The organism is Mycolicibacterium sp. XJ662 (assembly GCF_053484035.1).
Window position 1 is genome coordinate 96,861 of record NZ_JBEFTL010000011.1, and the last position, 24,481, is coordinate 121,341.

General features: G+C 68.1%; 26 protein-coding genes. 17 read left to right on the top strand and 9 right to left on the bottom strand.

Annotated elements, in window-relative coordinates; all coding sequences use genetic code 11:
• Positions 1-95 precede the first annotated feature (95 nt).
• Positions 96-425: a hypothetical protein gene (locus ABQE93_RS23030; protein WP_448410754.1), complete on the top strand. Its 330-nt coding sequence runs from the start codon at positions 96-98 to the stop codon at positions 423-425.
• 11 nt (positions 426-436) lie between these two features.
• Here ABQE93_RS23030 and ABQE93_RS23035 read toward each other — a convergent pair whose 3' ends face one another.
• Positions 437-1,096: a hypothetical protein gene (locus ABQE93_RS23035; protein ID WP_448410755.1), complete on the bottom strand. Its 660-nt coding sequence runs from the start codon at positions 1,094-1,096 to the stop codon at positions 437-439.
• A gap of 76 nt (positions 1,097-1,172) precedes the next feature.
• Between ABQE93_RS23035 and ABQE93_RS23040 the strand changes: the two genes are divergently transcribed.
• Entirely contained in the window at positions 1,173-2,681 is a 1,509-nt protein-coding gene (locus ABQE93_RS23040) for a carboxylesterase/lipase family protein (protein WP_448410756.1), read from the top strand.
• A gap of 60 nt (positions 2,682-2,741) precedes the next feature.
• Positions 2,742-4,733: a DUF7064 domain-containing protein gene (locus tag ABQE93_RS23045; protein ID WP_448410757.1), complete on the top strand. Its 1,992-nt coding sequence runs from the start codon at positions 2,742-2,744 to the stop codon at positions 4,731-4,733.
• 94 nt (positions 4,734-4,827) lie between these two features.
• Here ABQE93_RS23045 and ABQE93_RS23050 read toward each other — a convergent pair whose 3' ends face one another.
• The 3 genes from ABQE93_RS23050 to ABQE93_RS23060 all read right to left on the bottom strand — a co-directional run bounded on the left by ABQE93_RS23050 (position 4,828) and on the right by ABQE93_RS23060 (position 6,841).
• A complete protein-coding gene (locus ABQE93_RS23050; protein WP_448410845.1) occupies positions 4,828-5,154 on the bottom strand; it encodes a YnfA family protein in 327 nt (108 codons plus the stop codon).
• An 89-nt stretch (positions 5,155-5,243) separates the two neighbouring features.
• A complete protein-coding gene (locus tag ABQE93_RS23055) occupies positions 5,244-6,122 on the bottom strand; it encodes an SCO6745 family protein (RefSeq protein ID WP_448410758.1) in 879 nt (292 codons plus the stop codon).
• Between the two features lie 8 nt (positions 6,123-6,130).
• A complete protein-coding gene (locus ABQE93_RS23060; protein ID WP_448410759.1) occupies positions 6,131-6,841 on the bottom strand; it encodes a FadR/GntR family transcriptional regulator in 711 nt (236 codons plus the stop codon).
• A 121-nt stretch (positions 6,842-6,962) separates the two neighbouring features.
• Here ABQE93_RS23060 and ABQE93_RS23065 point away from each other — a divergent pair, with 121 nt between their 5' ends.
• Both ABQE93_RS23065 and ABQE93_RS23070 read left to right on the top strand, forming a co-directional pair.
• Positions 6,963-7,454, top strand: coding sequence for a gluconokinase (locus ABQE93_RS23065; RefSeq protein WP_448410760.1), 492 nt, complete (start codon positions 6,963-6,965; stop codon positions 7,452-7,454).
• A 14-nt stretch (positions 7,455-7,468) separates the two neighbouring features.
• Positions 7,469-8,902, top strand: a complete 1,434-nt coding sequence (locus ABQE93_RS23070) for a GntP family permease (protein WP_448410761.1) — start codon at positions 7,469-7,471, stop codon at positions 8,900-8,902.
• A 2-nt stretch (positions 8,903-8,904) separates the two neighbouring features.
• On the opposite strand, the gene ABQE93_RS23075 is transcribed toward ABQE93_RS23070, so the two are convergent.
• Entirely contained in the window at positions 8,905-9,792 is an 888-nt protein-coding gene (locus ABQE93_RS23075; protein WP_448410762.1) for a DoxX family protein, read from the bottom strand.
• A gap of 37 nt (positions 9,793-9,829) precedes the next feature.
• Positions 9,830-10,336, bottom strand: a complete 507-nt coding sequence (locus ABQE93_RS23080; RefSeq protein WP_448410763.1) for a DUF6328 family protein — start codon at positions 10,334-10,336, stop codon at positions 9,830-9,832.
• A 67-nt stretch (positions 10,337-10,403) separates the two neighbouring features.
• Here ABQE93_RS23080 and ABQE93_RS23085 point away from each other — a divergent pair, with 67 nt between their 5' ends.
• The 3 genes from ABQE93_RS23085 to ABQE93_RS23095 are packed head-to-tail and all read left to right on the top strand — an operon-like array spanning position 10,404 to position 12,864.
• Entirely contained in the window at positions 10,404-11,798 is a 1,395-nt protein-coding gene (locus ABQE93_RS23085; RefSeq protein ID WP_448410764.1) for a xylulokinase, read from the top strand.
• Entirely contained in the window at positions 11,795-12,490 is a 696-nt protein-coding gene (locus ABQE93_RS23090) for an MBL fold metallo-hydrolase (protein ID WP_448410765.1), read from the top strand. Before ABQE93_RS23085 ends, ABQE93_RS23090 begins: the two co-directional genes overlap by 4 nt.
• 23 nt (positions 12,491-12,513) lie before the next feature.
• Positions 12,514-12,864 carry a hypothetical protein gene (locus ABQE93_RS23095; protein ID WP_448410766.1) on the top strand — a complete coding sequence of 117 codons (351 nt, stop codon included), beginning with the start codon at positions 12,514-12,516 and terminating at the stop codon, positions 12,862-12,864.
• Between the two features lie 8 nt (positions 12,865-12,872).
• On the opposite strand, the gene ABQE93_RS23100 is transcribed toward ABQE93_RS23095, so the two are convergent.
• A complete protein-coding gene (locus tag ABQE93_RS23100) occupies positions 12,873-14,042 on the bottom strand; it encodes an ABC transporter substrate-binding protein (RefSeq protein WP_448410767.1) in 1,170 nt (389 codons plus the stop codon).
• A gap of 127 nt (positions 14,043-14,169) precedes the next feature.
• Here ABQE93_RS23100 and ABQE93_RS23105 point away from each other — a divergent pair, with 127 nt between their 5' ends.
• Positions 14,170-14,598 (top strand): type II toxin-antitoxin system Rv0910 family toxin, encoded by a 429-nt coding sequence (locus tag ABQE93_RS23105; RefSeq protein ID WP_448410768.1) that lies wholly within the window; start codon positions 14,170-14,172, stop codon positions 14,596-14,598.
• Here the strand turns inward: ABQE93_RS23105 and ABQE93_RS23110 are convergent.
• Positions 14,595-16,025, bottom strand: a complete 1,431-nt coding sequence (locus ABQE93_RS23110) for an MFS transporter (protein ID WP_448410769.1) — start codon at positions 16,023-16,025, stop codon at positions 14,595-14,597. The two genes, ABQE93_RS23105 and ABQE93_RS23110, sit on opposite strands and share 4 nt — an antisense overlap.
• 123 nt (positions 16,026-16,148) lie before the next feature.
• Here ABQE93_RS23110 and ABQE93_RS23115 point away from each other — a divergent pair, with 123 nt between their 5' ends.
• The 8 genes from ABQE93_RS23115 (at position 16,149) to ABQE93_RS23150 (ending at position 23,091) form a co-directional block, all read left to right on the top strand.
• Positions 16,149-16,844 carry a YwaF family protein gene (locus tag ABQE93_RS23115; RefSeq protein ID WP_448410846.1) on the top strand — a complete coding sequence of 232 codons (696 nt, stop codon included), beginning with the start codon at positions 16,149-16,151 and terminating at the stop codon, positions 16,842-16,844.
• Complete coding sequence (locus ABQE93_RS23120; RefSeq protein WP_448410770.1) at positions 16,841-17,458, top strand: class I SAM-dependent methyltransferase; 618 nt, start codon at positions 16,841-16,843, stop codon at positions 17,456-17,458. Before ABQE93_RS23115 ends, ABQE93_RS23120 begins: the two co-directional genes overlap by 4 nt.
• Positions 17,459-17,613: 155 nt before the next feature.
• Positions 17,614-18,486 (top strand): hypothetical protein, encoded by an 873-nt coding sequence (locus ABQE93_RS23125; RefSeq protein ID WP_448410771.1) that lies wholly within the window; start codon positions 17,614-17,616, stop codon positions 18,484-18,486.
• 87 nt (positions 18,487-18,573) lie between these two features.
• Positions 18,574-19,668, top strand: coding sequence for a CapA family protein (locus tag ABQE93_RS23130; RefSeq protein ID WP_448410847.1), 1,095 nt, complete (start codon positions 18,574-18,576; stop codon positions 19,666-19,668).
• A gap of 40 nt (positions 19,669-19,708) precedes the next feature.
• Positions 19,709-20,296: a TetR/AcrR family transcriptional regulator gene (locus ABQE93_RS23135; protein ID WP_448410772.1), complete on the top strand. Its 588-nt coding sequence runs from the start codon at positions 19,709-19,711 to the stop codon at positions 20,294-20,296.
• Positions 20,293-20,994 (top strand): SDR family NAD(P)-dependent oxidoreductase, encoded by a 702-nt coding sequence (locus tag ABQE93_RS23140; RefSeq protein ID WP_448410773.1) that lies wholly within the window; start codon positions 20,293-20,295, stop codon positions 20,992-20,994. The genes ABQE93_RS23135 and ABQE93_RS23140 overlap by 4 nt, the downstream gene beginning before the upstream one ends.
• 37 nt (positions 20,995-21,031) lie before the next feature.
• The gene (locus ABQE93_RS23145) at positions 21,032-21,853 is read left to right on the top strand and encodes an acyl-CoA thioesterase domain-containing protein (RefSeq protein WP_448410774.1); all 822 of its coding nucleotides are present in this window, start codon (positions 21,032-21,034) and stop codon (positions 21,851-21,853) included.
• A gap of 68 nt (positions 21,854-21,921) precedes the next feature.
• Positions 21,922-23,091, top strand: coding sequence for an MSMEG_1130 family ribosome hibernation factor (locus ABQE93_RS23150; RefSeq protein ID WP_448410775.1), 1,170 nt, complete (start codon positions 21,922-21,924; stop codon positions 23,089-23,091).
• A gap of 10 nt (positions 23,092-23,101) precedes the next feature.
• Here ABQE93_RS23150 and ABQE93_RS23155 read toward each other — a convergent pair whose 3' ends face one another.
• Positions 23,102-24,457 (bottom strand): flavin monoamine oxidase family protein, encoded by a 1,356-nt coding sequence (locus tag ABQE93_RS23155; protein ID WP_448412462.1) that lies wholly within the window; start codon positions 24,455-24,457, stop codon positions 23,102-23,104.
• Between the last annotated feature and the right edge of the window lie 24 nt (positions 24,458-24,481).

The window sequence follows — 24,481 nt, forward strand, 5'->3', positions numbered from 1 at the left end:
CCGGTATGTGAACGCCCCAACGCGCCAGATAAGTTCCCGACTCGATGCTCCATGCTACCGGGATCGGCCGGTCCCTACGTTTACAGTCAGGTTCTGTGGCACGGCGTTTACGTCCCCAACCCTGTCGCTGGTGCGGCCGCGAAGTCGCCGACGCAGGCCTGGGCAGGCGTCGACAGTACTGCCGACAGTCGTGCCGGCAGCGCGCCTACGAACAACGCTCGCTCGTCAAGGGCACATCCCTGGCGCCCGACGCGGTGGTGCTCACCGCCGAAGAGGCCGCCGAACTCGCTGACCGGGTGTATCAGGTCCGCTGCGCCGCCGAAGACGTCGCGACCGCCATAGAAGAGGGCGCCGACGGCGACGAACTGCGCCACCTGTGCACCGAGCTGATGCGGGCCGCCAAGGCCGCCGACGGCTGGCGCTGACGCGAAGTTCCTCAGCAGCTGAACATCCGCCCGATCTGCGGCGGGGCGCTCACCGGTCGCAGGCAGCCGAACGGTTCGACGCCCGCGTCGCTGAACTTCACCGCCGACTGGTGCGCATAGTTGACGCAGAACAGCCCGACGGTGTCGGAGCGACACCGGTAGTCGCCGAACGCCAGCGCCTGACCGTAGGGCAGTTCCGCGCCCACACCGGCGGTGAACGGTCCCGGATCGCCGTGCACGGAGCCGACGGCCACGGTGGTGCCGTCGTAGTCGACCCAGCCGCCCTTCCACTCGCCGTACGCGTCGGCCGGCCGCGGCGGCGGGTCGGCCAGATCGACCAGGCATACCAGTGCGCCGTCCGTCATGCATCGCGTGGTGCTCGTCGGGGTGCGGAACGCGACGTCGTCGCCCAGTTGCGTTGTGGTGCCCTCGCGGAACGCGACGTTGTACTGAGCCGCGTCGGCCGGGTCGCCCGCCTCGATCCAGGCGATGACGTCGGCGATGGGCGTGCCGGCAGCGGGCGGCTGGGCAGGTTGGGTGGTGGTCGGCGCCGTCGTGGTGGTGCGGCCGGGATCCGGGGGGATGGGCTCAATGCGCTCGGCCTCGCCGCCGACCGACTGGGAACATCCGGCTAGCAGCACCGAGACCGCGATCAGCCCAGCGATTCGCATACCGGCCAGGTTAGCGGGCCGACACGGCAGGCCCGGCCAGGCGCGGCGGCGGGCGGGCATTCGCTACCGTCGGGTGATGCACGAACGCACCGTCCGCGCAAAGATCGACGCCGGAACCATCGAGGGTTTCACCCGTGACGGAGTGAACCGTTGGCGGGGAATTCCCTATGCCCGCCCGCCGGTGGGGTCGCTGCGGCTGCGTGCGCCGCAGCCCGTCGAGCCGTGGCGCGGTGTGCGGTACTGCCACGGGTACGGCAACTGTGCGCCCCAGCAGCGCATGTACACGATGTTGGCGCCCGGCAAATACCAGCCGATGAGCGAGGACTGTCTGACGCTCAACGTGGTCGCGCCCAAGCGGCCGCCCGAAGCGCCGCTTCCGGTCATGGTTTTCATCCACGGCGGCGGCTATTTCATGGGCACGTCGGCCACCCCGATCTACGACGGCGCATCGCTGGTCCGCAACGGCTGCGTCTACGTCTCGGTGAACTACCGGCTGGGCGCGCTGGGATGTTTGGACCTGTCGTCGCTGTCCAACGACGAGTTCACCTTCGACGACAACCTGTACCTGCGTGATCTGGTGATGGCGTTGCGCTGGGTGCGCGACAACATCGCGGTGTTCGGCGGCGACCCCGACAACGTGACCATCTTCGGCGAAAGCGCCGGCGCGCACGCCGTCGCCACCCTTTTGGCCGTACCGGAAGCCAAAGGTCTTTTCGCGCAGGCGATCTCGGAGAGCCCCGCGGCGGGTATGGTGCGCACCAAAGAAGTCGCGCAGCAGTACGCGGAACGGTTCGCCGCGCTGCTCGGCGCGCGCAAGGCAGACGGCGCCAACGCGGTGATGGCCGCGCACCCGACCGATCTGGTGACCGCGTTCGACCGGCTGATCAAACAGGGCCAACGCGAGATGCTCGGCGCGTTCGCGGCCGGCCCCACCAGCGGCGGCGACTACCTGCCGCTGGATCCGATCGAGGCGATGCGCAGCGGAAAAGCCCACCGGGTGCCGCTGATCGTGGGAACCAACAAGGAGGAGGCGCGGCTGTTCGGCCGGTTCCTCAAACTGCTGCCGATGACCGAGCCGATGATCGAACGGCTGCTGGCGCAGGTCGAACCCGATGAGCGCGAACGCATTACCGCCGCCTACCCGGGCTACCCGGACCCCAAGGCGTGTGTTCAGTTCGGCGGCGACTTCGCGTTCGGCGCGGCCGCGTGGCAGATCGCGGAGGCGCACAGCAGGCATGCGCCGACGTATCTGTACCGCTACGACTACGCGCCGCGCGCGTTGCGCTGGTCGGGGTTGGGCGCCACCCACGCCACCGAGTTGTTCGCGGTGTTCGACGTCTACCGCGGCGGGTTGGGCCGGCTGCTCACCGCGGGCGCGGATCGCCGTAGCGCGTTGCGGGTCAGCGACGAGGTGCAGCGCCGGTGGCGTGCCTTCGCGCGCACCGGGGTGCCCGGCGGCGAGTGGCCCGCTTACGACGCGGCCGACCGGGCGGTGATGGTGTTCGATCGTCGTCCCCGCATCGAGTACGACCCGCACGCCGCCCGCAGGCAGGTGTGGGAGGAGTTTTCACTGGCCACCGGGTGATTCGGCACCCGCTGCCGCCATTCTTGACACCCGTCAAGGATGCACTGCTAGGTTGCCAGTGTGGCTCCGACTCAGAACGCTGTTATCGAACGTCCAACCGATCTGAGCGCCGACTGGCTGACCGCCGCCGTCGGCGCAGGAACCGTCACCGGATTCACCACCGAACGCATCGGCACCGGCCAGATGAGCGAGTGCTACCGGGTGACGCTGACCTACGCCGACGGGCAGGCGGGTCCGCCGTCGGTGGTGCTCAAGGTCGCCGCCACCGACGCCGCCAGCCGCCAGACCGGCCTGGCGCTGGGCCTTTATGAACGCGAGGTGCGGTTCTACACCGACATCGCGCCGCGCATCGGTGGCCCCGTGGCGCCGTGCCATTCGGCCGGCTACGACGGTGAGACGGGAGCGTTTCACCTGCTGCTCGGCGATGCGGCGCCGGCCACCGTCGGCGACGAAATCCGCGGGGCCACAATCGAGCAGGCGACGCTGGCGCTGACCGAACTGGGCCGGGTGCACGCCCCGCTGCTCGGTGACACGACGGCCGCCCAAGCCGACTGGCTCAACCGCGACGCGCCGATCAACCAGGCGCTGATCGGTCAGCTCTACGCCGGGTTCGCCGAGCGCTTCGCCGACCGGATCACCGACGAACAACGCCAGGTGTGCGAGCGGCTGGTGGCCAGCTTCGACGCCTACCTCGTCGCCGAGGCCGACCCGCAGCGCCCGATGGGCCTGATCCACGGTGACTACCGGCTGGACAACATGCTTTTCGGGGAACCCGGCGCCGAGCGCGCGCTGACCGTGGTCGACTGGCAGACCGTCACGTGGGGACCGGCGCTGACCGACGTTGCCTACTTCCTCGGCTGCGCGCTGCCCGTGGAGGACCGCCGCGAGCACTACGACGCGCTGCTGCGCGCCTACCACGAGGCCCTCGGCCCCGACGCGCCGCTGACCCTCGACGACGTCCGCGAGGGCGTGCGCAGGCAGAGCTATTTCGGGGTGGTCATGTCGATCGTGTCCTCGATGCTGGTCGAGCGCACCGAGCGCGGCGATCAGATGTTCATGACGATGCTGCAACGGCATTGCCACCACGTGCTGGACACCGACGCCGCGGCGATCCTGCCCGAACCCGTTGGGCTGGAACCGTTGCGTCCCGAGCCCACCGACGAAGGCGCTCACGAACCGGGTGACGAGGACCTGTGGAACGAGAGCTGGTACTTCGACTTCGTCGACCCCGCGCAGAAGATCGGCGGCTGGATCCGGCTGGGCCTGGTGCCGAACCAGAATGTCGCGTGGATCAACGGGCTGCTGTGCGGACCGGATATGCCCACCATCGCGATCGTCGACCTCGAGGCCCCGCTGCCGGACGACCCGATGCAGGTGCACTGTGCGGCAGGGGATCTCACGATGGAGATCACCGAGCCGCTGCAGACCTACCGGGTGACGCTGCGCGGGCCCGCGCAAGCCTACGACGATCCGGCCGCGCTGCTGCGAGGCGAGACCGGCCGGCCGACCGAGCTGACGATGGACCTGGTGTTGCGCACCGAAGGCGTGCCGTACCAGTACCGGATCACCCCGCGCTACGAGATCCCGTGCGGGGTGTCGGGCAGCGTGACCGCCGACGGGCAGAGCTACCAACTGGATTCGGTGCCCGGCCAGCGCGACCACTCGTGGGGCGTGCGCGACTGGTGGTCCATGGAGTGGGTGTGGAGCGCGCTGCACCTCGACGACGGCACCCGTCTGCACGGCGTCGACGTCCGGATCCCGGGCGCACCGCCGGTGGGTATCGGCTACATCCAGCACCCGGAGCGGGAGCTGATCGAACTGCAGACGGTGACGGCGCGAGAAGAGATCGCCGACAACGGGTTACCGCTGCAGACGACGCTCACACTGGCGCCGGGTGACGTCACGGTGAACATCGCCGTGCGCGGTCACGCGCCGGTGCGGTTGACCTCACCCGACGGGCGGGTCAGCGACTTCCCGCGGGCGTGGGCCACCGTCACCGCCGCCGACGGCCGCACCGGCGTCGGCTGGCTGGAATGGAACCGCAACCAGTAGCTCACCCTTCATCAGCGCGAGCGTGCGTGTTCCCGGGCGACACGCCGCCATTCGGACGGAGTTTGCGCACGCTCGCGGGGGAGCTTTGTCGACCTCACCGCGGCGCGTACATGATGACGCCGACCCCGAGCAGACAGATCGTCGCCCCGGCGATATCCCACCGGTCGGGCCGGAAGCCGTCGGCCACCATGCCCCACGCCAGCGAGCCGGCCACGAAGACGCCGCCGTACGCCGCGAGCACCCTGCCGAAGTTGGCGTCGGGCTGGAATGCCGCGACGAAACCGTAGGCGCCCAGTGCGATGACGCCGACACCGATCCACAGCCAACCGCGATTTTCGCGGAACCCTTGCCACACCAACCAGGCGCCGCCGATCTCGAGCACCGCGGCCAACGCGAACAGCAGCATCGACTTGAGCACAATCACGGCTCCCAGCCTGCCGTGAGCGTGCGCAAACTCCTACGAAGTGACGGCGTGTCGCCCTCAAACACGCACGCTCGCGCGGGAAAAGGTCAGCGGGCCGAGTCGTTGTCGAGGTCGTCGCGGTTCAGGCCCATCGGCGTCGCGTTGGGCAGATCGCCGCCGGCCACCACGGCCCGGGTGATCGGCGTCAACGCCCGAAACAGCGTCTCCACCTCGTCGTCGGTCAACGCCTCGAGCGCCGACAGCGCGAGCCGGTCGGTGGTGTCTTCGATATGGGCTTTGAGTTCGCGTCCGGCAGAGGTCAGTTCATCGCCGTCGAGCAGTCCGCGCTGCGCCAACCGGTCACGGTAGAGCCGCCACTGTTCCTCGTCGTAGTCGCGGCTGCGCATGATCATCTCCTTGGGCACCCGGCCCGCGACCGCGTGCAGCACATTGGCCTCGCGACCGGAGATGCCGCTGGCCGCCAGCACGGCGATGTGGCCGTCGCCGCGTTGTTCCCGCAGCAGCGTGGCGGCGTGCCACAGCTTGGCCAGCGGTTCGTCGGGCCAGTCCAGCGCCGCGTTGGCGGCGAACAGCGTCCGGCCGTCCAGCGGTGCGCTGCGGGCGGCCTTGGCGGCCAGTTCGGCGGCTTGGCTCACGTTCTCGTCGTCGCCGACGCCGTTGCGGCGCAGCGCCGCCACCGCTGCCTCCCTGCGCACCCGCAGGGCGTCGGCCGGCGTGGCGATGTCCCACGCGGCGGGCAGGGCCTTGGCTACCCGGTGCGGCGCGAAGTTGTAGAACGCGGCGGTCACCACTTCGGCCGGCACTACACCGAACGGAGCCGACCGGGCCGCGAAGTAACCCATCCAGAACCCTTTGAAGCCAAGCCCATCGAGGCCCGCGCGGGCTTCGGGCGCGAAGTAGGTGACGGCGTGCACTGGTTCGATTCGATCGAAGAATCGCCGGGCGAGTTTCGGTTCCCTGTCCACGGTGGCAGTTAACCATTCAGCTCCCGGCAGAGGTCAACCGCCGCCTCGTCGATGATGGCGCGCATCGCCTTCTCGGCGGCGGTCCCGTCGCCGGTTCTGATGGCGCGGGCCACCTGGTCGTGCAGTTCGATGGCGTCCGGGTTGGGTCTGCTGGGCATCATGCCGTGGTGGGTGCGGCCGGTGAGTACCTCGGCGACGACGCCGTCGAGCGCGCGGAACATCTCGTTGCCGCTGGCCTCCAGCACGGTGCGGTGAAAGAGCTTGTCGGCCAACAGGTATGACTCGAGATCGCCGGACCGGCCGTGCACCACCATGTCGGAGACCGCCGCGGCCATGGTCCGGCACTGGTCGGGGTTCGCGCGTCGCGCGGCCAGGGCCGCGGCGACGGGTTCGAAGCCGCGCCGCAACTCCGACAGCGACATCAGCTGGGCAGCGCGGTCGCCGACGTCGATGCGCCAACGGATGAGCATGGGGTCGAACACATTCCACTTCTCGACCGGCTGAACCGTGAGGCCGACTCGGCGCCGCGACTCGACGAGGCCCAACGATTCGAGTACGCGCACGACCTCACGGGTGACGCTGCGCGACAGACCGTGTTGGGCGCTCACCCCGTCGAGCGTGAGCACATGGCCCGCCGGATATGCACCGGACACGATCGCGGTGCCCAACGCGGTAAGCAAATTGGCGTGCAAGGCGCCGACGTTCGATTCCGACGACACGGATACATCCTGTCATAACTGCATTGCCACACTTAAAGACATATCTTTACATAACTGTCTTGCAATCATATGACCATTGCGGCATGGTTGTGACGTCAGCCACAACGGGTAGGTGCAACACATGGCGTCGCCAATCGTCGTGATGGGCGTATCGGGGTCGGGCAAGTCGACCGTCGGGGCGGCGTTGGCGCAGCGGTTACGGGTGCCGTACGCCGACGCCGACGATTTCCATCCGCCGGCCAACATCGCCAAGATGACGTCGGGACAACCGCTCGACGACGACGACCGCCGTCCGTGGCTGGACGCGATCGGGGAGTGGCTGGCCGAGCGGGGCGAACGCGGCGGGGTGATGAGCTGCTCGGCGCTCAAGCGCAGTTACCGCGACCAACTGCGCCGTCACTGTCCCGCCATCGAATTCGTGCACCTCAGCGGCACCCCGGAAGTGATCGGCAGGCGCCAGGCCAGCCGTCCCGGCCACTTCATGCCCGCATCACTGCTGCAATCCCAGTTCGCCACCCTCGAGCCGCTCGATAGCGACGAGGACGGCGTCACCATCGATGTCGATCAGAGCATCGATTCGATCATCGAAACCTACGTCAGCACAACCGAATAGGACTGGGAGGGCTCGTGCAAGCAATCGAACCGGCTTACGGCGCCGGCACACTGCTTCTGATCGCCGCGGCAGCCGTCGCCCTTCTGCTGTTCTTGATCATGAAGCTGAAGCTGCACGCGTTCGTGGCGCTGGTGTTGGTGAGCGTGCTGACCGCGATCGCCGCGGGTATCCCCGTGGGTGACATCCCCGACGCGCTGTCGTTTGGTTTCGCCGACACGATCGGCTCGGTGGCCATCCTCGTCGGTTTCGGCATCATGCTCGGCCGCCTGCTCGAGATCACCGGCGGCGCACAGGTGCTCGCCGACACGCTCATCGGCCGGTTCGGCGAAAAGCGCGCACCGCTGGCGCTCGGGGTGGCGGCGCTGCTGTTCGGGTTCCCCATCTTCTTCGACGCCGGTCTGGTCGTCTTCCTGCCGATCATCATGACGGTCGCGCGCCGCTTCGGCGGATCCCTTCTGCTGTACGCGCTGCCGGCCGCCGGCGCGTTCGCCGCGATGCACGCCCTGGTGCCGCCGCACCCCGGACCCGTTGCGGCCGCTGAGGCGCTCGACGCCGACATCGGGTTGACGTTGCTCGTCGGTGTACCGATCGCGATCGTGTCGTGGTACGTGGGCGTGATGCTGGTGTCACGGGTGCTCGGACACCGGGTGCACGTCGACATTCCGGAGACGCTGTTCGGCCCGTTGAACGGCGGACGTGACGAGGACACCGACGGCGACGACGCCGACGGCGGCGGTGCGGGGACACAGACCCGGACCCGCACGGCTCCGTCGTTTCCGACCGTGCTCGCACTGTTGCTGCTGCCGATGGTGCTGATCTCGTTCAACACCGTGTTCAACACGCTTATCACCGCCGGTGTGGTCGCCGAAGACGCCACCTGGGCGCGGTACCTCATGTTGCTCGGCAACACCACGGTGGCCCTGCTGATCACGGTAATCGTGGCCATCGTCGTACTGGGCCTGCGCGAGCACCGGATGGCCGACGTCAACACGATCCTGGACAACGCGCTCGGCCCGATCTGTTCGATCATCCTGATCACCGGCGCGGGCGGCATGTTCGGTGGCGTGCTGGAACTCAGCGGTATCGGCGACGCGCTCAGCGACTCACTGTCTGACCTCGGAATGTCGCTTATCGTGCAGGCTTTCGTCATCGCCACGCTGCTGCGCGTCGCGCAGGGATCCGCCACGGTCGCCCTGACGACGACGGCCGGTCTACTCGGCGCCGCGGCCGCCGAGGCCGACCTGACCAGCTTTCACCTCACGTTGATGGTGATCGCCATCGCCGCGGGTGCGACCGTGCTCTCACACGTCAACGACTCAGGCTTCTGGCTGGTCAGCCGGTTCTTCGGGATGGACGTCAAGACCACGCTGAAGACCTGGACGGTGATGGAGACGACGCTCGGTCTCACCGCGTTCGTGGTGGCGCTGGCCCTCTGGATGGTGGTGTGATGTCAGCGCTTGCGGCCGCGGCGTTGTTTGACCTGAGCGCGCGCGGTGCCGGCGAACTCCGGCGCACGTTTGCGCGCGGTCTCGGCGAACTCGGGCGCGCGTTTGCGCGCGGTCTCGGCCAACTCCGGCGCGCGTTTGCGTGCGGTCTCGGCCAACTCGGGGGCCCGCTCGCGGGCGACCTCGGCCAGTTCCGCACCGCGCTCACGGGCGACCACGGCCAGTTCTGACCCGCGCTTGCGCGCCGCCTCAGCCCATTCCGGGCCGTGTTCGCGCGCCACCTCGGCCAGTTCGGTGCCGCGCTCACGTGCGACGTGGGCGAGTTCACGACCCCGTTCGGCGCCGACCTGAAGCCCGTGGCCGACCTTCTCCGCCAGCTGACTGTCGGCGAGCGCTCCGCCCGTGGCCGCACCGGCGGGCAGCGCGGCGCCGACGGCCTCGGTGACCTTGTGCGCGGCGCGACGGCCCCGCCAGCCCAGTGACGGTTTGCCCTCGGTGTCGACCGCCGCGATGATCAGCCCGCCGATGAGGCTGATATCGGTGACGAAGGCCCGGCGTTCGTCGGCCTTGCGCTGCGGATCGGTCTCCTGCCAGAAGGCGTGGCCGCCAAGGCTGCCCGGGACGACGCTGAGCGCCAGCGCCGCCGACGCCAGCCGGGGCAGTTTGCCGGTGGCCAATAGCACGCCGCCGCCGATCTGGACGGCGGCGTTGATGCGGGCGACCGTCTCGGCGTCGGAGGGGACGTTCGTGCCGACGGGGTCGGGCAGCTTGCTCAGCCCTTCGAGGGTTGGGCGCGTCGCGTCGGCCGCCGGTTTGGGGCTTCGGAGGGCGTCGACGCCCCGTGTGATGAACACCGCTGAGAGCATGGGGCGCGCGATTCGTCGGATCAACATGCACCGTGTGTTCCCAGGGTCACGCCCCGACAAACGCTCAGTATGGGTCGCCAGGTGAATTGCGCCCCCGCAGCGGCATCGCGTACCAGAACGCACCCAGGGTCGCCAGCGTGCAGCCACCGGCGATCCAGGCGAAGGCGCGGCCCATCACGGTGTCGAAGATGATGGTCGCCACCCCGGACAGCGCGAAGCCCAGCAAAAAGGTTCCCACCACGGCGTACCTGTGTGAGGTGGCCACCAGCGTCTTGAGCCGGCGACGGCGGAACAACAACCGGTGCATGGTCACCGGCGCGACGAACAGTACGGTCGCGCCGATCGAACAGATGACCGTGACGAGATAGACCCCGCGCATCACCGCGTCGAGTTGGTCGAACTTATCGGAGAACGGCAGGATCAGCAGGAACCCCGTCAGCAGTTGGACACCGGTCTGCGCGACCCGCAGCTCCTGCAACAAGGCTGCCCAATTGCGGTCCAGCCGTTGGGCTTCCGTCTCGCCGCGGTTGTGATCCCACGGTTCGGGTGCACCTGGCCGCTCGACGTCCACGCCGCTGATTCTCGCAGCCCGACCGACTCGCTGCAGCGCGATCAACGTTCGGGGTAGGTTCGCAGGCGTGGATCTGGTAGCCGGAATCGACTCGTCCACCCAGTCGTGCAAGGTGGTGGTGTGCCGGGCCGACACCGGCGAAATCGTCCGATCGGCGTCCTCGCCGCACCCGGCGGGCACGGAGGTCAACCCGGAGCTGTGGTGGTCCGCGTTGCAGACCACCATCGGTGAGGTAGGTGGCCTCGACGATGTGGCGGCGCTGTCGGTCGGCGCGCAGCAACACGGCATGGTGTGCCTGGACGCGTCTGGGCGTGCCGTTCGAGATGCCTTGCTGTGGAACGACACTCGGTCCAGCGGCGCAGCTGCGGAGTTGGTGGCCGAACTCGGCGGTGCGCAGCAGTGGATCGAGCGTGTCGGCGTGGTGCCGGTCGCGTCGATCACCGCTGCCAAGCTGCGCTGGCTGGCCGATCACGAACCCGCGCACGCCGACGCGACAGCCGCGGTGTGTCTTCCGCACGACTGGCTGATGTGGCGGCTGGGCGGGTCGACCGACATCGCTTCGCTGCGCACCGACCGCAGCGACGCCAGCGGGACGGGGTACTACTCCGCCGCCGACGACGCCTACCAATCCGATCTGCTCGAGTTGGCGATGCGCGGCCGCCGCCCGGCGGTGCCGACGGTGCTGGGCCCGACCGAGTCGGCGGGGCGTCTGGAGTCCGGGACGGTGCTCGGGCCGGGGGCGGGGGACAACGCCGCGGCCGCGCTGGGCCTGGGGGCCGCGCTGGGCGACGGCGTCGTGTCGCTGGGCACCTCGGGCGTGGTCAGCGCGGTCAGCGACACCGCCCCACGTGACCCCGAAGGTCTGGTCGCCGGATTCGCCGACGCGACGGGACGCCAACTGCCGCTGGTGTGCACGCTCAACGGCGCACCCGTGCTTGCGGCGGTCGCGCGCATGCTCAACGTGGACTTCGACGAGTTCGACAGGCTGGCGTTGTCGGCGCCCGCCGGCGCGGAGGGGTTGACGCTGGTGCCCTACCTGGAAGGGGAGCGCTCGCCGAACCTGCCCGACGCCGCAGGCGCGTTGCATGGCGTGACCACCCGGAACATGGTGGCCGCCAACGTCGCCCGCGCCGCGGTCGAGGGGCTGCTGGCCTCGATGGCGTACTGCATCGAGAAGATCACCGCGCAGGGCATCGACGTAAGGCGCCTCATCCTCGTTGGCGGCGCGATGCGCTCGGAGGCCATCCGCCGCATCGCGCCGGCGGTCTGGGGCGCACCCGTCGACGTGCCTGCCCCGGCCGAGTACGTCGCGCTGGGAGCGGCCAGACAAGCGGCGTGGACACTGACACAACAGGATTCACCACCGGTATGGTCGTCCGGCGTGACAACGCCCTACACCGCCGAGCCCACCCCGCAGGTGCTCGACCAATACCGGACGGCACAACCGCTGACGCTGCGGTGAACTACTCGTGGGAGCGTCTAACCGACGCCGTATTTCGCTGCCGCCTACCGTTTCTCGACGTCACCATCGGTGTGGTGGCCGGCGGGGCGGGAACCTTGTTGATCGACACCGGCACCACCCCGACAGAAGCCGAGGCCATTACCGCCGACATCGCGGCGATGGGGCACCGCGATGTCAGCCATATCCTGCTGACCCACAACCATTTTGACCATATCCTCGGATCGTCGGCGTTCCCCGACGCGCAGATCTACTGCGCGCCGCAGGTCGCGGCGACCATGGCCGAGCGCCGCGATCATCTGCGCGCTGACGCCGTCGAACACGGCGCCGACGCCGGTGAGGTACAGCGGGCGATCGACGCGCTGCCCGAACCGCAACATCCGGTGCACGCGGCCGTCATCGACCTGACCGAAATCGCCGTGACCGTCGGACACCCGGGGCGCGGCCACACCGACCACGACCTGATCGCGATCGTGCCCGCACCGGATACCACGGTGGTGTTCTGCGGCGACCTCGTCGAGGAATCCGGCGACCCGTGCGTCGACGACGACTCCGATCCGGCGGCCTGGCCCGCCACGCTGGACCGACTGCTCGACGCGGGCGGCAGCGATGCGCTCTACGTGCCAGGACACGGCGCCGTCGTCGACGCGGAGTTCGTGCGTCGGCAGCGCGACTGGCTGCGCCAGCGAACCTGACGTCGCTCATCTACGCTTCCCCCATGGCGCGTGGCATCTTCGGTTCGCCGGTCGTGCGTGTCGTCAACGGGTTCTTCGTCGGTCTGCTCAACGCGCCGGTGCTCGGCTCGGTCGTGCGGCGCGGGCTGGTGAAGATCCGCTATGTCGGGCGCCGCTCGGGAGGGACGTTCGAGATTCCGGTGGGCTACCGGCGATCCGGTGACGACATCGTCATCAACGTCATGGCGCCCGACGCAAAGAATTGGTGGCGCAACTTCCTCGGCGACGGCGGGCCGATCACCCTGGTTGACTTCGGCGGAGTAGACCGCGCCGCGCACGCCGTGGCCCACCGCGACGCCAAGGGGCGCGTGTCGGTCACCGTCACCCCGATGTGAGGTAGCCGCTACCCGCCGGTGACTGCTGCGTACATGGACGCGTACTGCTGCTTCTGTTCGTCGGCCAGCGGCGCCCACGCGGTGATCTTGTCGATGGTGGTCTGCGGGGGATTGACCAAACGGTTCTTCGCCAACCCCGGATCGATCTTGTTGAGCTCATCGGTCATGTCGGAGAGCACGGGCACGAACTGGGTGAACGCGATGAGCTTGGCGTAGTTGGCCCGGTCGTAGACGTAGTTGATCCACGCCTCGGCCGCGGCCTGGTTCTGCGTCGTATAGGGGATCACCATGTTGTCGACGAAGTCGGTACCGCCGGACTCGGGGACCACGAACTGCAGATCGGGGTCGTCGGCCTGCAGCTGAACCACATCACCCGAATACGCCTGCGCGATGACGACATTGCCCGATGCCAGATCCTCGACGTAGTTGTTACCGGTGAAGCGGCGGATTTGGCCGTTGTCTTTCTGTTCGCGGACCAGGTCGACGGCCCGCTGCACCGATTCGGTCGTCGGCGCCGCCGGATCGCCACCCTGCGCCAACATGATCATCCCGAGGCCGTCCTGCACATCGGAGAGCAGGCTCACCTGCCCCTTGAACTGCGGATCCCACACGTCGTCGAGACTGGTGATGTCGCGCCCGGTGGCCGCTCGGTTGTAGGCCAATCCGACCATGCCGGTCATGTAGGGCGCGCTGAACTTGCGACCAGGGTCCATCTGGGCGTCGAGCATGTCGGGCCGCAGGTTCTTCTTGTTCGGCACGGCGGCGTCATGGAAATCGTTGAGCCAGTTGAGGTTACGCAGCCGCACGGCCATGTACGCGGTCGGTACCACAAGGTCGGCGCCGATGTCCTGTTTGCGTGACAGCGGTTGCTTGACCTTGGCGAACCACTCCTCGTTGTCGTTGAAGTCTTCCTTGTAGTCGACGGTGATCTCCGAGGAGTCCTGGAAGCCGGCGATGAAACCGTCGGCCATGTACAGCGGCCAGTTGGAGATGCGCAGCGTGCCGCTGGCGGGGCCGTCCGTGCGGGTGGTCGTCTCCGAAGGGCCGGCCTCGGAACCGCACGCCGCCAGGAACGACGGACCGAGGACCATCGCGGCGGCGGTCGCAGCGCCGCCACCGATGAAGCGCCGCCGCGAGGTGGCGAACCGGGGATCGAGTGCCTCGGGGGAAGACGGCATGACGACCGTGCCTTTCATTCGGAAGGGAGACGGACCTTCGCAAGCGATTCCGTGATGAATTTACGTGCCTCACGCGGTCGGTGCCGATGTTCGTTTCCCAAACCGCGTCGTCGGGTAGTGATAGGGCATGGCAACGGTAGACGTGGCGGTGTCGTCGGAGCTGAACCCCGAGCAGGCCTGGGCGCTGGCCTCGAACCTGAGACGCTTCGACGAATGGCTCACCATCTTCGGCGGCTGGCGCAGCGACGTGCCCGCCGACATCGAGGTCGGCACATGCGTGTCGTCGCTGATCAAGGTCAAGGGCTTCCGCAACGTCATTCACTGGCACGTGACACGCTACGACGAACCCAAGTTGATCGAGCTGATCGGCAAGGGTCGTGGCGGCGTCTGCATCCGGCTGTGCCTGCACGTCGAAAGCCGCGAGCCTGGAACGACGTTCCGGGTGGTTGCCGAACTGACCGGCGGTCTGCTCAACACCCCGGTCGGCAACCTGGTCGCCAAGGTCGTCGAGTCCGACGTGCGCAAGTCGGTGAACAACCTCGCGGCGCTGCGTTAACCCCACTCACGGTTCATGGCGCGTGTCTCATACTGCGCCTCAAAGGTTTTCGCGGTCTGGCTACGTGCGCCTGTGAACGCGATGAGGATCAGCGCCAGGGCGGCGGTCACCGCGCCGCCGAGGAAGATCGCCACGTAGCTGCTCTGCACCGGCACATCGGACCCGGCCATCGTGCGGGCGAGCAACATCGCGACCACGGCGGCGGCGATCGAGCTGCCGATCGTGCGGGCGATCGCGTTCATGCCCGTGGCCACCCCGGTCTCGTCGGCGTCGACCTCGCTGACGATCAGGGCGGGCAGCGCGCCGTAGCCCAGGCTGATGTAGGCGTTGGCCAGGATGCTGGCCACGATCACCTGCCAGGCCTGCGAATGGGCGAACGCGACGAACAAGAACCCCGCGATGCCGGCGACGGCCGCGACCACGAGCACCGGCCGGGCGCCGAACCGGTCGATGAACCTGCCGCTGGCCATCGCGACCAGAAAGCCGGTGACCGCGCCGGGTAACAGGTACACCACGCTGGCTTCCAACACCGTTGCGCTGAAGCCGTAGCCGGCGGTCTCCCGGGGTATCTGCACGAACAGCGTCAAACCCAGAAACGCGAAGTACAACCCCATCCCGACGAAGATCGTGGCGAGGTTGGTCAGCATGATCGGTCGCCGCGCCAGCATCGCCGTCGACACCAGCGGCTGGCGGGCGCGGCGTTCCCACTGCCACCAACCGACGAGCAGGGCGATGCCCAGCGCCGCGCAGCCCAGCGTGGCCGGCGAGGCCCAGCCCCACGAATAGCCTTGGGTGATCGCCAACAGTGCCGTCGACAACCCGGCAGCCAGCCCGGCCGCCCCGAGCCAATCGATGGTTCCGACCGCGTTGCGCTCACGGTTGGGGACGACCCACACCACGATGGCGATGACCATGATCGTGAACGCGGTGGTCAGCCAGAACACCCGGTGATAGCCGGCGTCGCCGCTCATCAACAGCCCGACGACCACCAGCCCCGCACCGCCGCCGAAACCCAACGCCCCCGACATCACCGCCATCGCCGACATCAACCGCTCACGCGACAGCTCCTCACGCAGGATCGCGATGCTGATGGGGTAGAGGGCGTAGGAGGCCGCCTGAAGGACGCGGCCGACGATCAGCAGCGGCAGCGAGGACGTCGTCGCCGCCAGCACCGATCCGACGAGCACGATCGCCAGCACCCACAGCAGCACCCGCTTCTTGCTGTGCAGATCGGCCAGCCGCCCGACCAACGGCGTCGCGGCCACCGCCGCCAACAGGTTCGCGGTCACCGCCCAGCTCACGGCGATCGTGGAGACGTGGAGTTGTTCGGCGATGACGCCCAGCACCGGCACCACGGCCGTCTGCAGGACAGCGACGGTGATGACCACGACGGACAGCCCGGCCACCAACAAGCGCGGTGATCGCACGGGTGCTTCCGCTCTGACCACACCCGCTCCGATCGTTAGCTCACCTTCGGTTCTTTCGATTATGGGTTGAGGCGGCGCTCACACTCGTTTGGCCCCCTCGGCGACGGCGGCCAGACTTGTGACATCACCGCACAAGATGAGTTCACCGCATATGGCCCGTCGCATTGGGCCGCGCTTGCCGTCTTCGCCGTCGGCGCCGCACTGCTGGTGTGGCTGGGGCGACGGCAGACCCAAGCGCAGTCCCGGCGCTTCGGACGCATCGTCGGTGGTGTGACGGCGCTGATCTACGCCGGGGTCTTGGTTTACGGCCTCATCCCGTTCGATCTGCGGTGGTCCATGCCGTTGCACCTGACCGACCTGGCCACCATGGTGACCGCCTACGCGTTGTGGTCGCAGAAGCACTGGGCGTACGCGGTGACGTACTACTGGGGTCTGGTGCTCAGCGCGCAGGCGTTGATCTCACCCGCGCTGACCGGTCCTGACTTCCCGCACTACCAATTCCTGGCGTTCTGGGCGATCCACCTGGTGGTGGTGTGGACGGCCATCTATCTCACGTGGGGCCGGGGGATGCGGCCGCGGTGGCGCAGCTATCGCATCGTGGTGGCGGTGACGCTGGGGTGGGTGGCGGTCACCATGACGTTCAACGCCGTCGCCGGGTCCAACTACGGGTTCCTCAACGGCAAGCCCTCGACGGCATCGCTGCTGGACGTGTTCGGGCCGTGGCCGTGGTACCTGGTGGTGGCCGCCGCCCTGGTGTTCACGGTGTGGGCGGCGATGACCTGGCCATGGGAACGGGCACGCGGCAAGCTGAAGTCATGAACTCAACACCGGCATTACCGGTCAACCATCACGCCGATCATCCCGGCTTCTCCGGTGTCATGGCCGTGCTGTGCGGGTTGGCCTTTCTGTTGATGGGGCCGAAGAACGCGCGCCTGGTGGTGGACCTCGCAGGCATCTCGGAAGACGACCACGTGGTCGACGTCGGCTGCGGACCGGGGAGCGCGGTGCGGGAGGCTGCGCGCCGCGGCGCCCACGCGACCGGAGTCGAGCCGTCGTCGATGTTTCTTAAGATGGCGCGCGCGGTCACGCGAAAATCCGCGAACGTGACGTGGCTGGAAGGCACCGCGGAGAACGTCCCGCTGCGCAACGAGTCGGCGACGGTGCTGTGGTCGCTGGCCACCGTGCACCACTGGCAGGACGTCACCGCCGGGCTGCGCGAGGCGCATCGCGTGCTGGTGCCGGGTGGGCGGCTGCTCGCCGTCGAGCGCCAGACCCAGCCGGGCGCGACCGGGTTCGCCAGCCACGGCTGGACCCGTCAACAAGCTGATTCCTTTGCCGCCCAGTGCCTTACAGCCGGGTTCAGCGACGCGGTGGTCGAGAGCAGCCACGCCGGACGACGCCCCGTATGGGTGGTGCGGGCCCGGCGGCCCTGAGCTGTTGCCCTTTGCACCGACTGTGCGGTTTCATACGCAACACGCCGGGACAGGCGTATGGGAATGCACTTTCGCGGCCTGTGGATGGCTTCGCGGATGTGGATAACCACCGATCGCGGACGTGATCCGTCGGCAGGCGGTGCAAACGTCATCGCATGCAGACAACCGACGGGCCATTCCGCGCCGACGAAGCCCTCGCGGCCGGGAAACTGACTTTCCGCGAACTACGACGGTTCCATACCGCGGTTTATCCCGGCGTGTGGGCGCCAAGGGGAGTCGAACTTCGCGCGGACGAACGGGCTCACGCGGCATGGCTGTGGTCGCGTCGCGCCGGTGTGGTCGCGGGGATCTCAGCATCAGCCATGTTGGGCGCCAAGTGGATTGAGCCCGGCCTACCCGCGGAACTCATCCACGCCAACCGTCGACCGCCGCAGCTGTTGACCGTTCACAACGACCAACTCTTCTACGGCGAGACGACAGAGATCGCCGGCATGGCCGTGACGACGCCGGCGCGCACCGCCTTCGACATCGGCCGGCGGCTGCCGTTTCGAGACGGGGTACTGCGTATCGACGCATTGATGAACGCAACCGACGTCAAGGTCGACGACATCGCGGCCGTCGCACAGCGACATCCAGGGGTGCGCGGGCTCAAGGTGCTGCGTCAAACGCTGGACTTCGTCGACAGCGGTGCGGAATCGCCGTACGAGTCGTTGACCCGACTCCTGCTCATGCAGGCAGGATTTCCGCGACCGCAGACGCAGATCGCCGTTTTCGACGAGTACGGTCGCCTGCTCGCGCGGATCGACATGGGATGGCCCGAATACCTTGTCGGCGTCGACTTCGAGGGTGCCCACCATTGGACCGACTCCCGACAGCGCAACTGGGACGCCGAACGCTACACCCTGCTACCGGAACTGGGCTGGACCGACTTCCGGGTGACCAGCGGCATGCTGCACAACGCTCCGCAGCGGCTCTTGAACCGGGTCGGTGCGGCGTTGATCGCCCGCGGGTGCCCGAAGACGTGGTGAGTGTGCAGTTTCATCCGTCTTTATCGGCGAGTCGCGTATGAAACTGCACCCTCGCGGGATCGCGGGGACACTGGCGGTGTGGGGTCGATAGCGGACACCGACAACGTCGTCGTATTTCTGACCGGCGACGTGATGACCGCTCGCGGTATCGACCAGATCCTGCCGCACCCCGGTGATCCGACGCTGCGCGAAGCCGTCGTCAAGGACGCGCGAGCATATGTATCGCTTGCCGAGAACACCAACGGCCCCATCCCGGCTCCGGTCGACTTCGCATGGCCGTGGGGTGAGGCGCTGGCGGTCCTCGACGTGGTCCAGCCCGATGTCCGCCTGCTCAACCTCGAAACGAGCATCACCACCAGCAGCCTGTTCGCCCCCGGCAAGGCCGTGCACTACCGCATGCATCCGGACAACGTCGGATGCCTGGCCGCGATCCGGCCCGACGTCTGTGCGCTGGCGAACAACCACGTCCTCGACTTCGGCCAGCGCGGCCTCGCTGAGACGTTGGATGTCCTCACCGGCACCGGAATTAGTTGCGCCGGAGCGGGTTCCGATGCCGCGCAGGCTCACGAACCCGTTCGGGCGGCTGGGCAGGCGGTGATCGCCTCGGTCGGATCGGTGACCAGCGGCATCCCGGCGCGCTGGGCCGCTACCGACGACCGCGCCGGGGTGGCGCTGCTGCCCGACCTGTCCGAGGCCACCGCCGCCACCGTCGCCGACCGCCTGCTGGCACGAAAACACCCCGCAGACATCACGATTGCCTCCGTGCACTGGGGCTCCAACTGGGGATACGAGGTGCCGCCGGCGCAGATCCGCTTCGCGCACCGGCTGATCGACGAGGGCGTCGACGTCGTGCACGGTCACTCGTCGCATCATCCGCGCCCCATTGAGATCTACCGCGACAAGCTGATCCTCTACGGGTGCGGCGACACGATCGACGACTACGAGGGTATCGGCAGCTACGAGGCGTTCCGACACGAGTTGCGCCTGCTGTACTTCGCCGCGATCGACCGCCGAACCGGCCGCCTCGCTGACCTCTCGATGACGCCGATGCGCATGCGGCGGATGCGCCTCGAACACGCGCCCGACGACGACGCCGAATGGTTACGCGTGCAGCTCGAGCAGATGAGCCGCCAGTTCGGCACTGCCGTACGCCGCGTCGGCACCGCCTTTACGATCGGCTAGTATTCTCCTTTACGACCGTAAAGCTGGGAAGGGCCGATCGTTGACTGCTGGGGAGAGCACTAGACAGCGGCTCATCGACGCCGCGATCGCGCTGTTCATCCGCCACAGCTTCGCCGGCACGTCGCTGCAGATGATCGCCGATGAGCTGGGCTTCACCAAAGCCGCGATCTACCACCACTTTCGGACCCGTGAGCAACTGCTTGCCGCCGTGCTCGAGCCGATCCTCGACGAGCTGCGCACCATCGTCGGCGACGCAGAAACCCGGCGCACCCCGCACGCCAGGGCGGAGGCCATGCTCAGCGGGTACGTCGCGCTGGCGGTGCGTAACCGCGCCCTCGTCGCCGTCCTGGCGGCAGACCCGAGCGTGGCCACCGCGCTGCAGGAGCACCCCAACTGGCGCGAGCTGATCGACCGCCAGCTGGGGCTGCTCGCCGACGTCGACGCCGGCCCGGCGGGCGAGATCAAGGCGGCGATGGTGTTCGCCGGGATCGCCGGGGCCGTCGGCCCGATGTGGGCCGAGCACGACGACGACGCCCTCTACCAACACCTGGTGAACGCGGGGCGGCGCACGCTCGGCCTGCGGACACCTCGGCGTACCACCGATCCAGGAAAGGAACACACGCAATGAAGACAGCGGTCGTCACCGGAGGCGCCTCGGGCATCGGACGTGCGGTAGTGGAGCGGCTCCGCGCCGACGGGCATCGCGTCGCGATCATCGACCTCGCGCCCGGCGACGACGAGTACGCGCATGCCGTGGACGTGACGGACCGTGCCCAGGTCGACGCCGCGATGTCGGCCATCCGGACGCAGTTGGGTCCGGTCGCGATCCTGGTCAACGCCGCGGGGCTGGACGGTTTCAAACGGTTCACCGACATCACGTTCGAGGACTGGCAGAAGGTGATCGACGTCAACCTCAACGGCGTCTTCCACTGTGTGCAGGCCGTGCTGCCCGACATGATCGACGCGGGCTGGGGACGCATCGTCAACGTGTCGTCGTCGAGCACCCATTCCGGTGCGCCCTACATGGCGCACTATGTGGCCGCCAAGTCGGCGGTCAACGGGCTGACCAAGACGCTGGCGCTCGAATACGGCCCGGCCGGGATCACCGTCAACGCCGTGCCCCCCGGCTTCATCGACACGCCGATGCTGCGCAAAGCCGAAGCCAAGGGATACCTCGGCGACACCCAGGCGACGATTGACGCCACACCGGTGCGCCGCATGGGTCGGCCCGAGGACATCGCCGCCGCGTGCGCGTTCCTCGCCTCCGAAGACGCCGGCTACATCACCGGCCAGATCCTCGGCGTCAACGGCGGACGCAACACCTGACACCGGACGCATTCAGGGGTTGTGCAAAGATCCGCAAATGAGCACGGAACTGGCGCATTTCACGCTGACCGACGACGGCGCATTCATGCCGACGCGTTTCGCGCAGAGCCACTGGGGTGACGACCACCTCAACGGCCCTGCCGTCGTCGGATTGGTCGCGCGCGTGTTGGAGACCCATTGCGGGTCCGACGACTTCATGCCGACGCGGTTGACGGCGGACCTATTCAGGGCTGCACGCGGGGTGAAGACCACCGTCGACGTGCGCGTGGTGCGTGACGGCCGTCGGGTGCGCAGCGCGGAATGCGATGTGCTGCAGGATGGTAAGGCGGTGGCGCGGGCAACACTGCTGCAGTACCGGCGCTCGTCGCCGCCGCCCGGTGAGCAGTGGATCGCACCGGTGTCCGCCCCGCAGCCACCACAGCCGGACGGTGAGGTACTGCCGTACGTCGGCAGTGAGGAAGGCGGATGGACACGCTCGCCGGGGACGCATCAGAACACGTCGCGCAAGTGCTTCTTCAACGATGGAATCGATGTCGTTGCGGGGGAGAAGAGCTCACCGTTTGTGCGGGCGGTCATGATCGCCGAGTCGACCAGCCTGGTGACCAACCTCGGCACCAAGGGGATCGGCTACATCAACGGCGACCTGACGGTGGCGCTGTCGCGGCTGCCGCTCGACGACTGGCTTGCCGTGCAGGCCGACTCGCACTGGGCGGCCGACGGGATCGCGGTGGGCACCGCGACGTTGTTCGACCACCAAGGCCCCTTCGGGTCCGGGATGGTGACCGCGGTGGCCAACCCGGCCGCGCAGATCGACTTCAGCAACCGGCAATTCCCGGTAGCCGAGCTCAACTACGAATAGCGTGACGCGAAAACCGCCCTATGGTGGGCTTGAGGCAACAAGCCACCAAAGTGAAGGGCAGGTGGACCGTGGTAGCTCTGGAGCGACTCGACGAGGACAGTCTGCGGGAACTCTCGCGCCGGACAGATGCGCTTGGCGTGCTGTCGGTCTACGTGGACGTCGATCCGCGACCTGACCCGACCCTGCGGGCGACCGCGATCGACGTCAAGAACCGGTACCGGGAACTGCAGCGGCGGATCGGCGAGGGCGATGAGGCGCAGCGCAGCCGCGACGTGGCCGCCGCGCTCGACCGACTCTGGCCGCAGGTGGAGAACCTGGCGACCCGGCCGGAAACCGGCCGTAGCCGGATCGCGTTCGTCGCTCTGGACAGCGATTGGACTCTGCATCTGGAGAGCTCGTTGCCCGTGGCTAATCGGCTGGTTCTCGACGAGGGGCCGTTTCTGCACCCGCTGCTCGAACTGCTCGACGAGGGGCGCGCGGCCGGTGTCGTGGTGCTCTCAGCGAGCGGTGCGCGGATGCTCGAGTGGCGGCTCGGATCGCTGCAAGATCTGCGCACGCTGGAGCAGGACTATATTCAGGCGCCGCATGAGCGGGCGGGTCAAATCGGCGGCGGCCCGCCGGGGCAGTTCAATTCGCCGAAACGTGAACAGCGGCAGTCACGCGAACGCGAGCACAGCGAGCGGTTCCTCGACCAGGTCATCGAAGCGGCCGCGGCACTGGCCGAGGAGCGTGGCTGGGAGCGGATCCTCGTCAGCGGGGGTGACCGCTTCACCGAGGCGGCGATCTCGCGGTTTCCGCAGCAGTTGCGCGACATCGTGTTTGCCGACGCCCGGGTGCTCGGCGGTCTTGACGACAATGCGCTGGCAACGACGGTCACCGACTGGGCTCACGAGCAACACGGAAACCGCGAGGGCCAGTTGCTGAGCCGCGTGCGTGACGCCGCCGGGGCAGGGGGCGGTGTGCTCGGGTTGTCGGAGGTCGCCGTGGCGTTGACCGCCGGGCGGGTCGCTCACCTGGTGTACGACCCGGAGGTGAGATACGCCGGGACGATCGGTGCGGGCGGCGCCCTGTACGGCGGTGACGAGGTCGGTTCCGGCGGCGGCACGACGGAACCCCGCTTCACCGAACGTCTGATCGACCGGGCGCTGGAGACCAAAGCCAAAATCAGCCCGGTCGAAGGCGCGGCCGGCGGTGCGCTCAGCGACGCCAACGGCATTGCCGCACTATTGCGTTGGTGATGCGGCCAAGCTATAGCGCGGCAAGCACATTGGCTGCGGCGCGTTCACCCGAGGACACCGCGCCGTCCATGTAGCCCATGGACTCCACCGCCGTTTCCGCGCCGGCCCAGTGGATCGGCCCGACGGGCTTGCGTAGCGCGTGCCCGTGGGTGGTCCACGTATTGGGTGGCAGGAACGCTCCGTAACAGCCGCGCGTCCATTCATCTGCGGCCCAGACCTTTTCGATGTAGTCGAGCGGTTGCGCGGCGCGCGTTCCGAACATCTGGGAGAAGGAGCCGATGACGGCGCTACGGCGCGCGGCTGCATCGAGACGCGCGAACTCGCGAGCCTGGTTACCTTCCAGGAAGCCGAGCAGCACGCCAGGTGTGCCGGAGGGCGGCGAGTTGTCGAAGAACACCTTCACCGGTCCGCTCAGCGAGACGCCTTGGCCGGAAAGGCCGTTCGCGCGCCAGAACGGCTCGTCGTACACCGCCATGCATTTGATGACCGAGCCGTTGGGCATGCGTTGGGTGAGCTGGTCACGGTCGGCCGGCAGGGGTTCGTCGTAGGTGAGGCGTCCCGACAGCGCCGGGCTCATGGCTACGATCACCTGTTTGGCGCGCACGGTCGTGGTGTCGGAAAGGACGTCGACGCCGTCGCGGTATCTGATCGCGTGTACTGCGACGCCGAGGTGCACGTCGTCGCCGAGTTCAGCGGCCATCTCCTCCGAAATGCGCTGAGCGCCGCCGACGATGCGGGTCTGCTGGGCGCCGCCGCGAGTCGATATCAGTTGCGACAGACCGTGATTGGAGCTGGTATAGGTAAGCAGATGCAGCAGTGACAGGTCGGCGGCGTCGGCGGCCCAGACGGCTTCGCAGGCCAGGCCGATGAACGAGCGGCCCAGCGAGGTCCGCACATGCCGCTGCAGCCATGATGCGACGGTCTGGCGGTCCCACTCCTGGGCGCGTTTGGCGATCCACGGCGCCGCGGGGTCGATACCGCGCGCCATCCGTTCCAGCCGCGTCAACGCAATCTGCACGTCGGCCAGGCCCAACAGGCCCGCCTTGGGGACCTCACCGCGGTAGCGGCGGATGCGGCCGTTGTGCTCCCAAAGTTTCGCGCCGTCGTCGTGGGTATCGAACGTGGTGATGCCGAGTTCGTCGATCAGTGCGCGGATGCGCTTGTGGTTGGGCCCGATCCATTGACCGCCGACCTCGACGACCGCATCGCCGAACGGGTCACCGAGGCGGTGATTCAACGTGCGTCCGCCGACGCGGTCGCGGGCCTCCAGCACAGCGACGTCGACGCCGGCGCGACGCAGAATTCGGGCGGCGGTCAGTCCCGCCAGGCCGGCGCCGACCACCGCGACGTCGGTATCCATATGCATGGTGCCTCCCAAGGAGGAATCTAT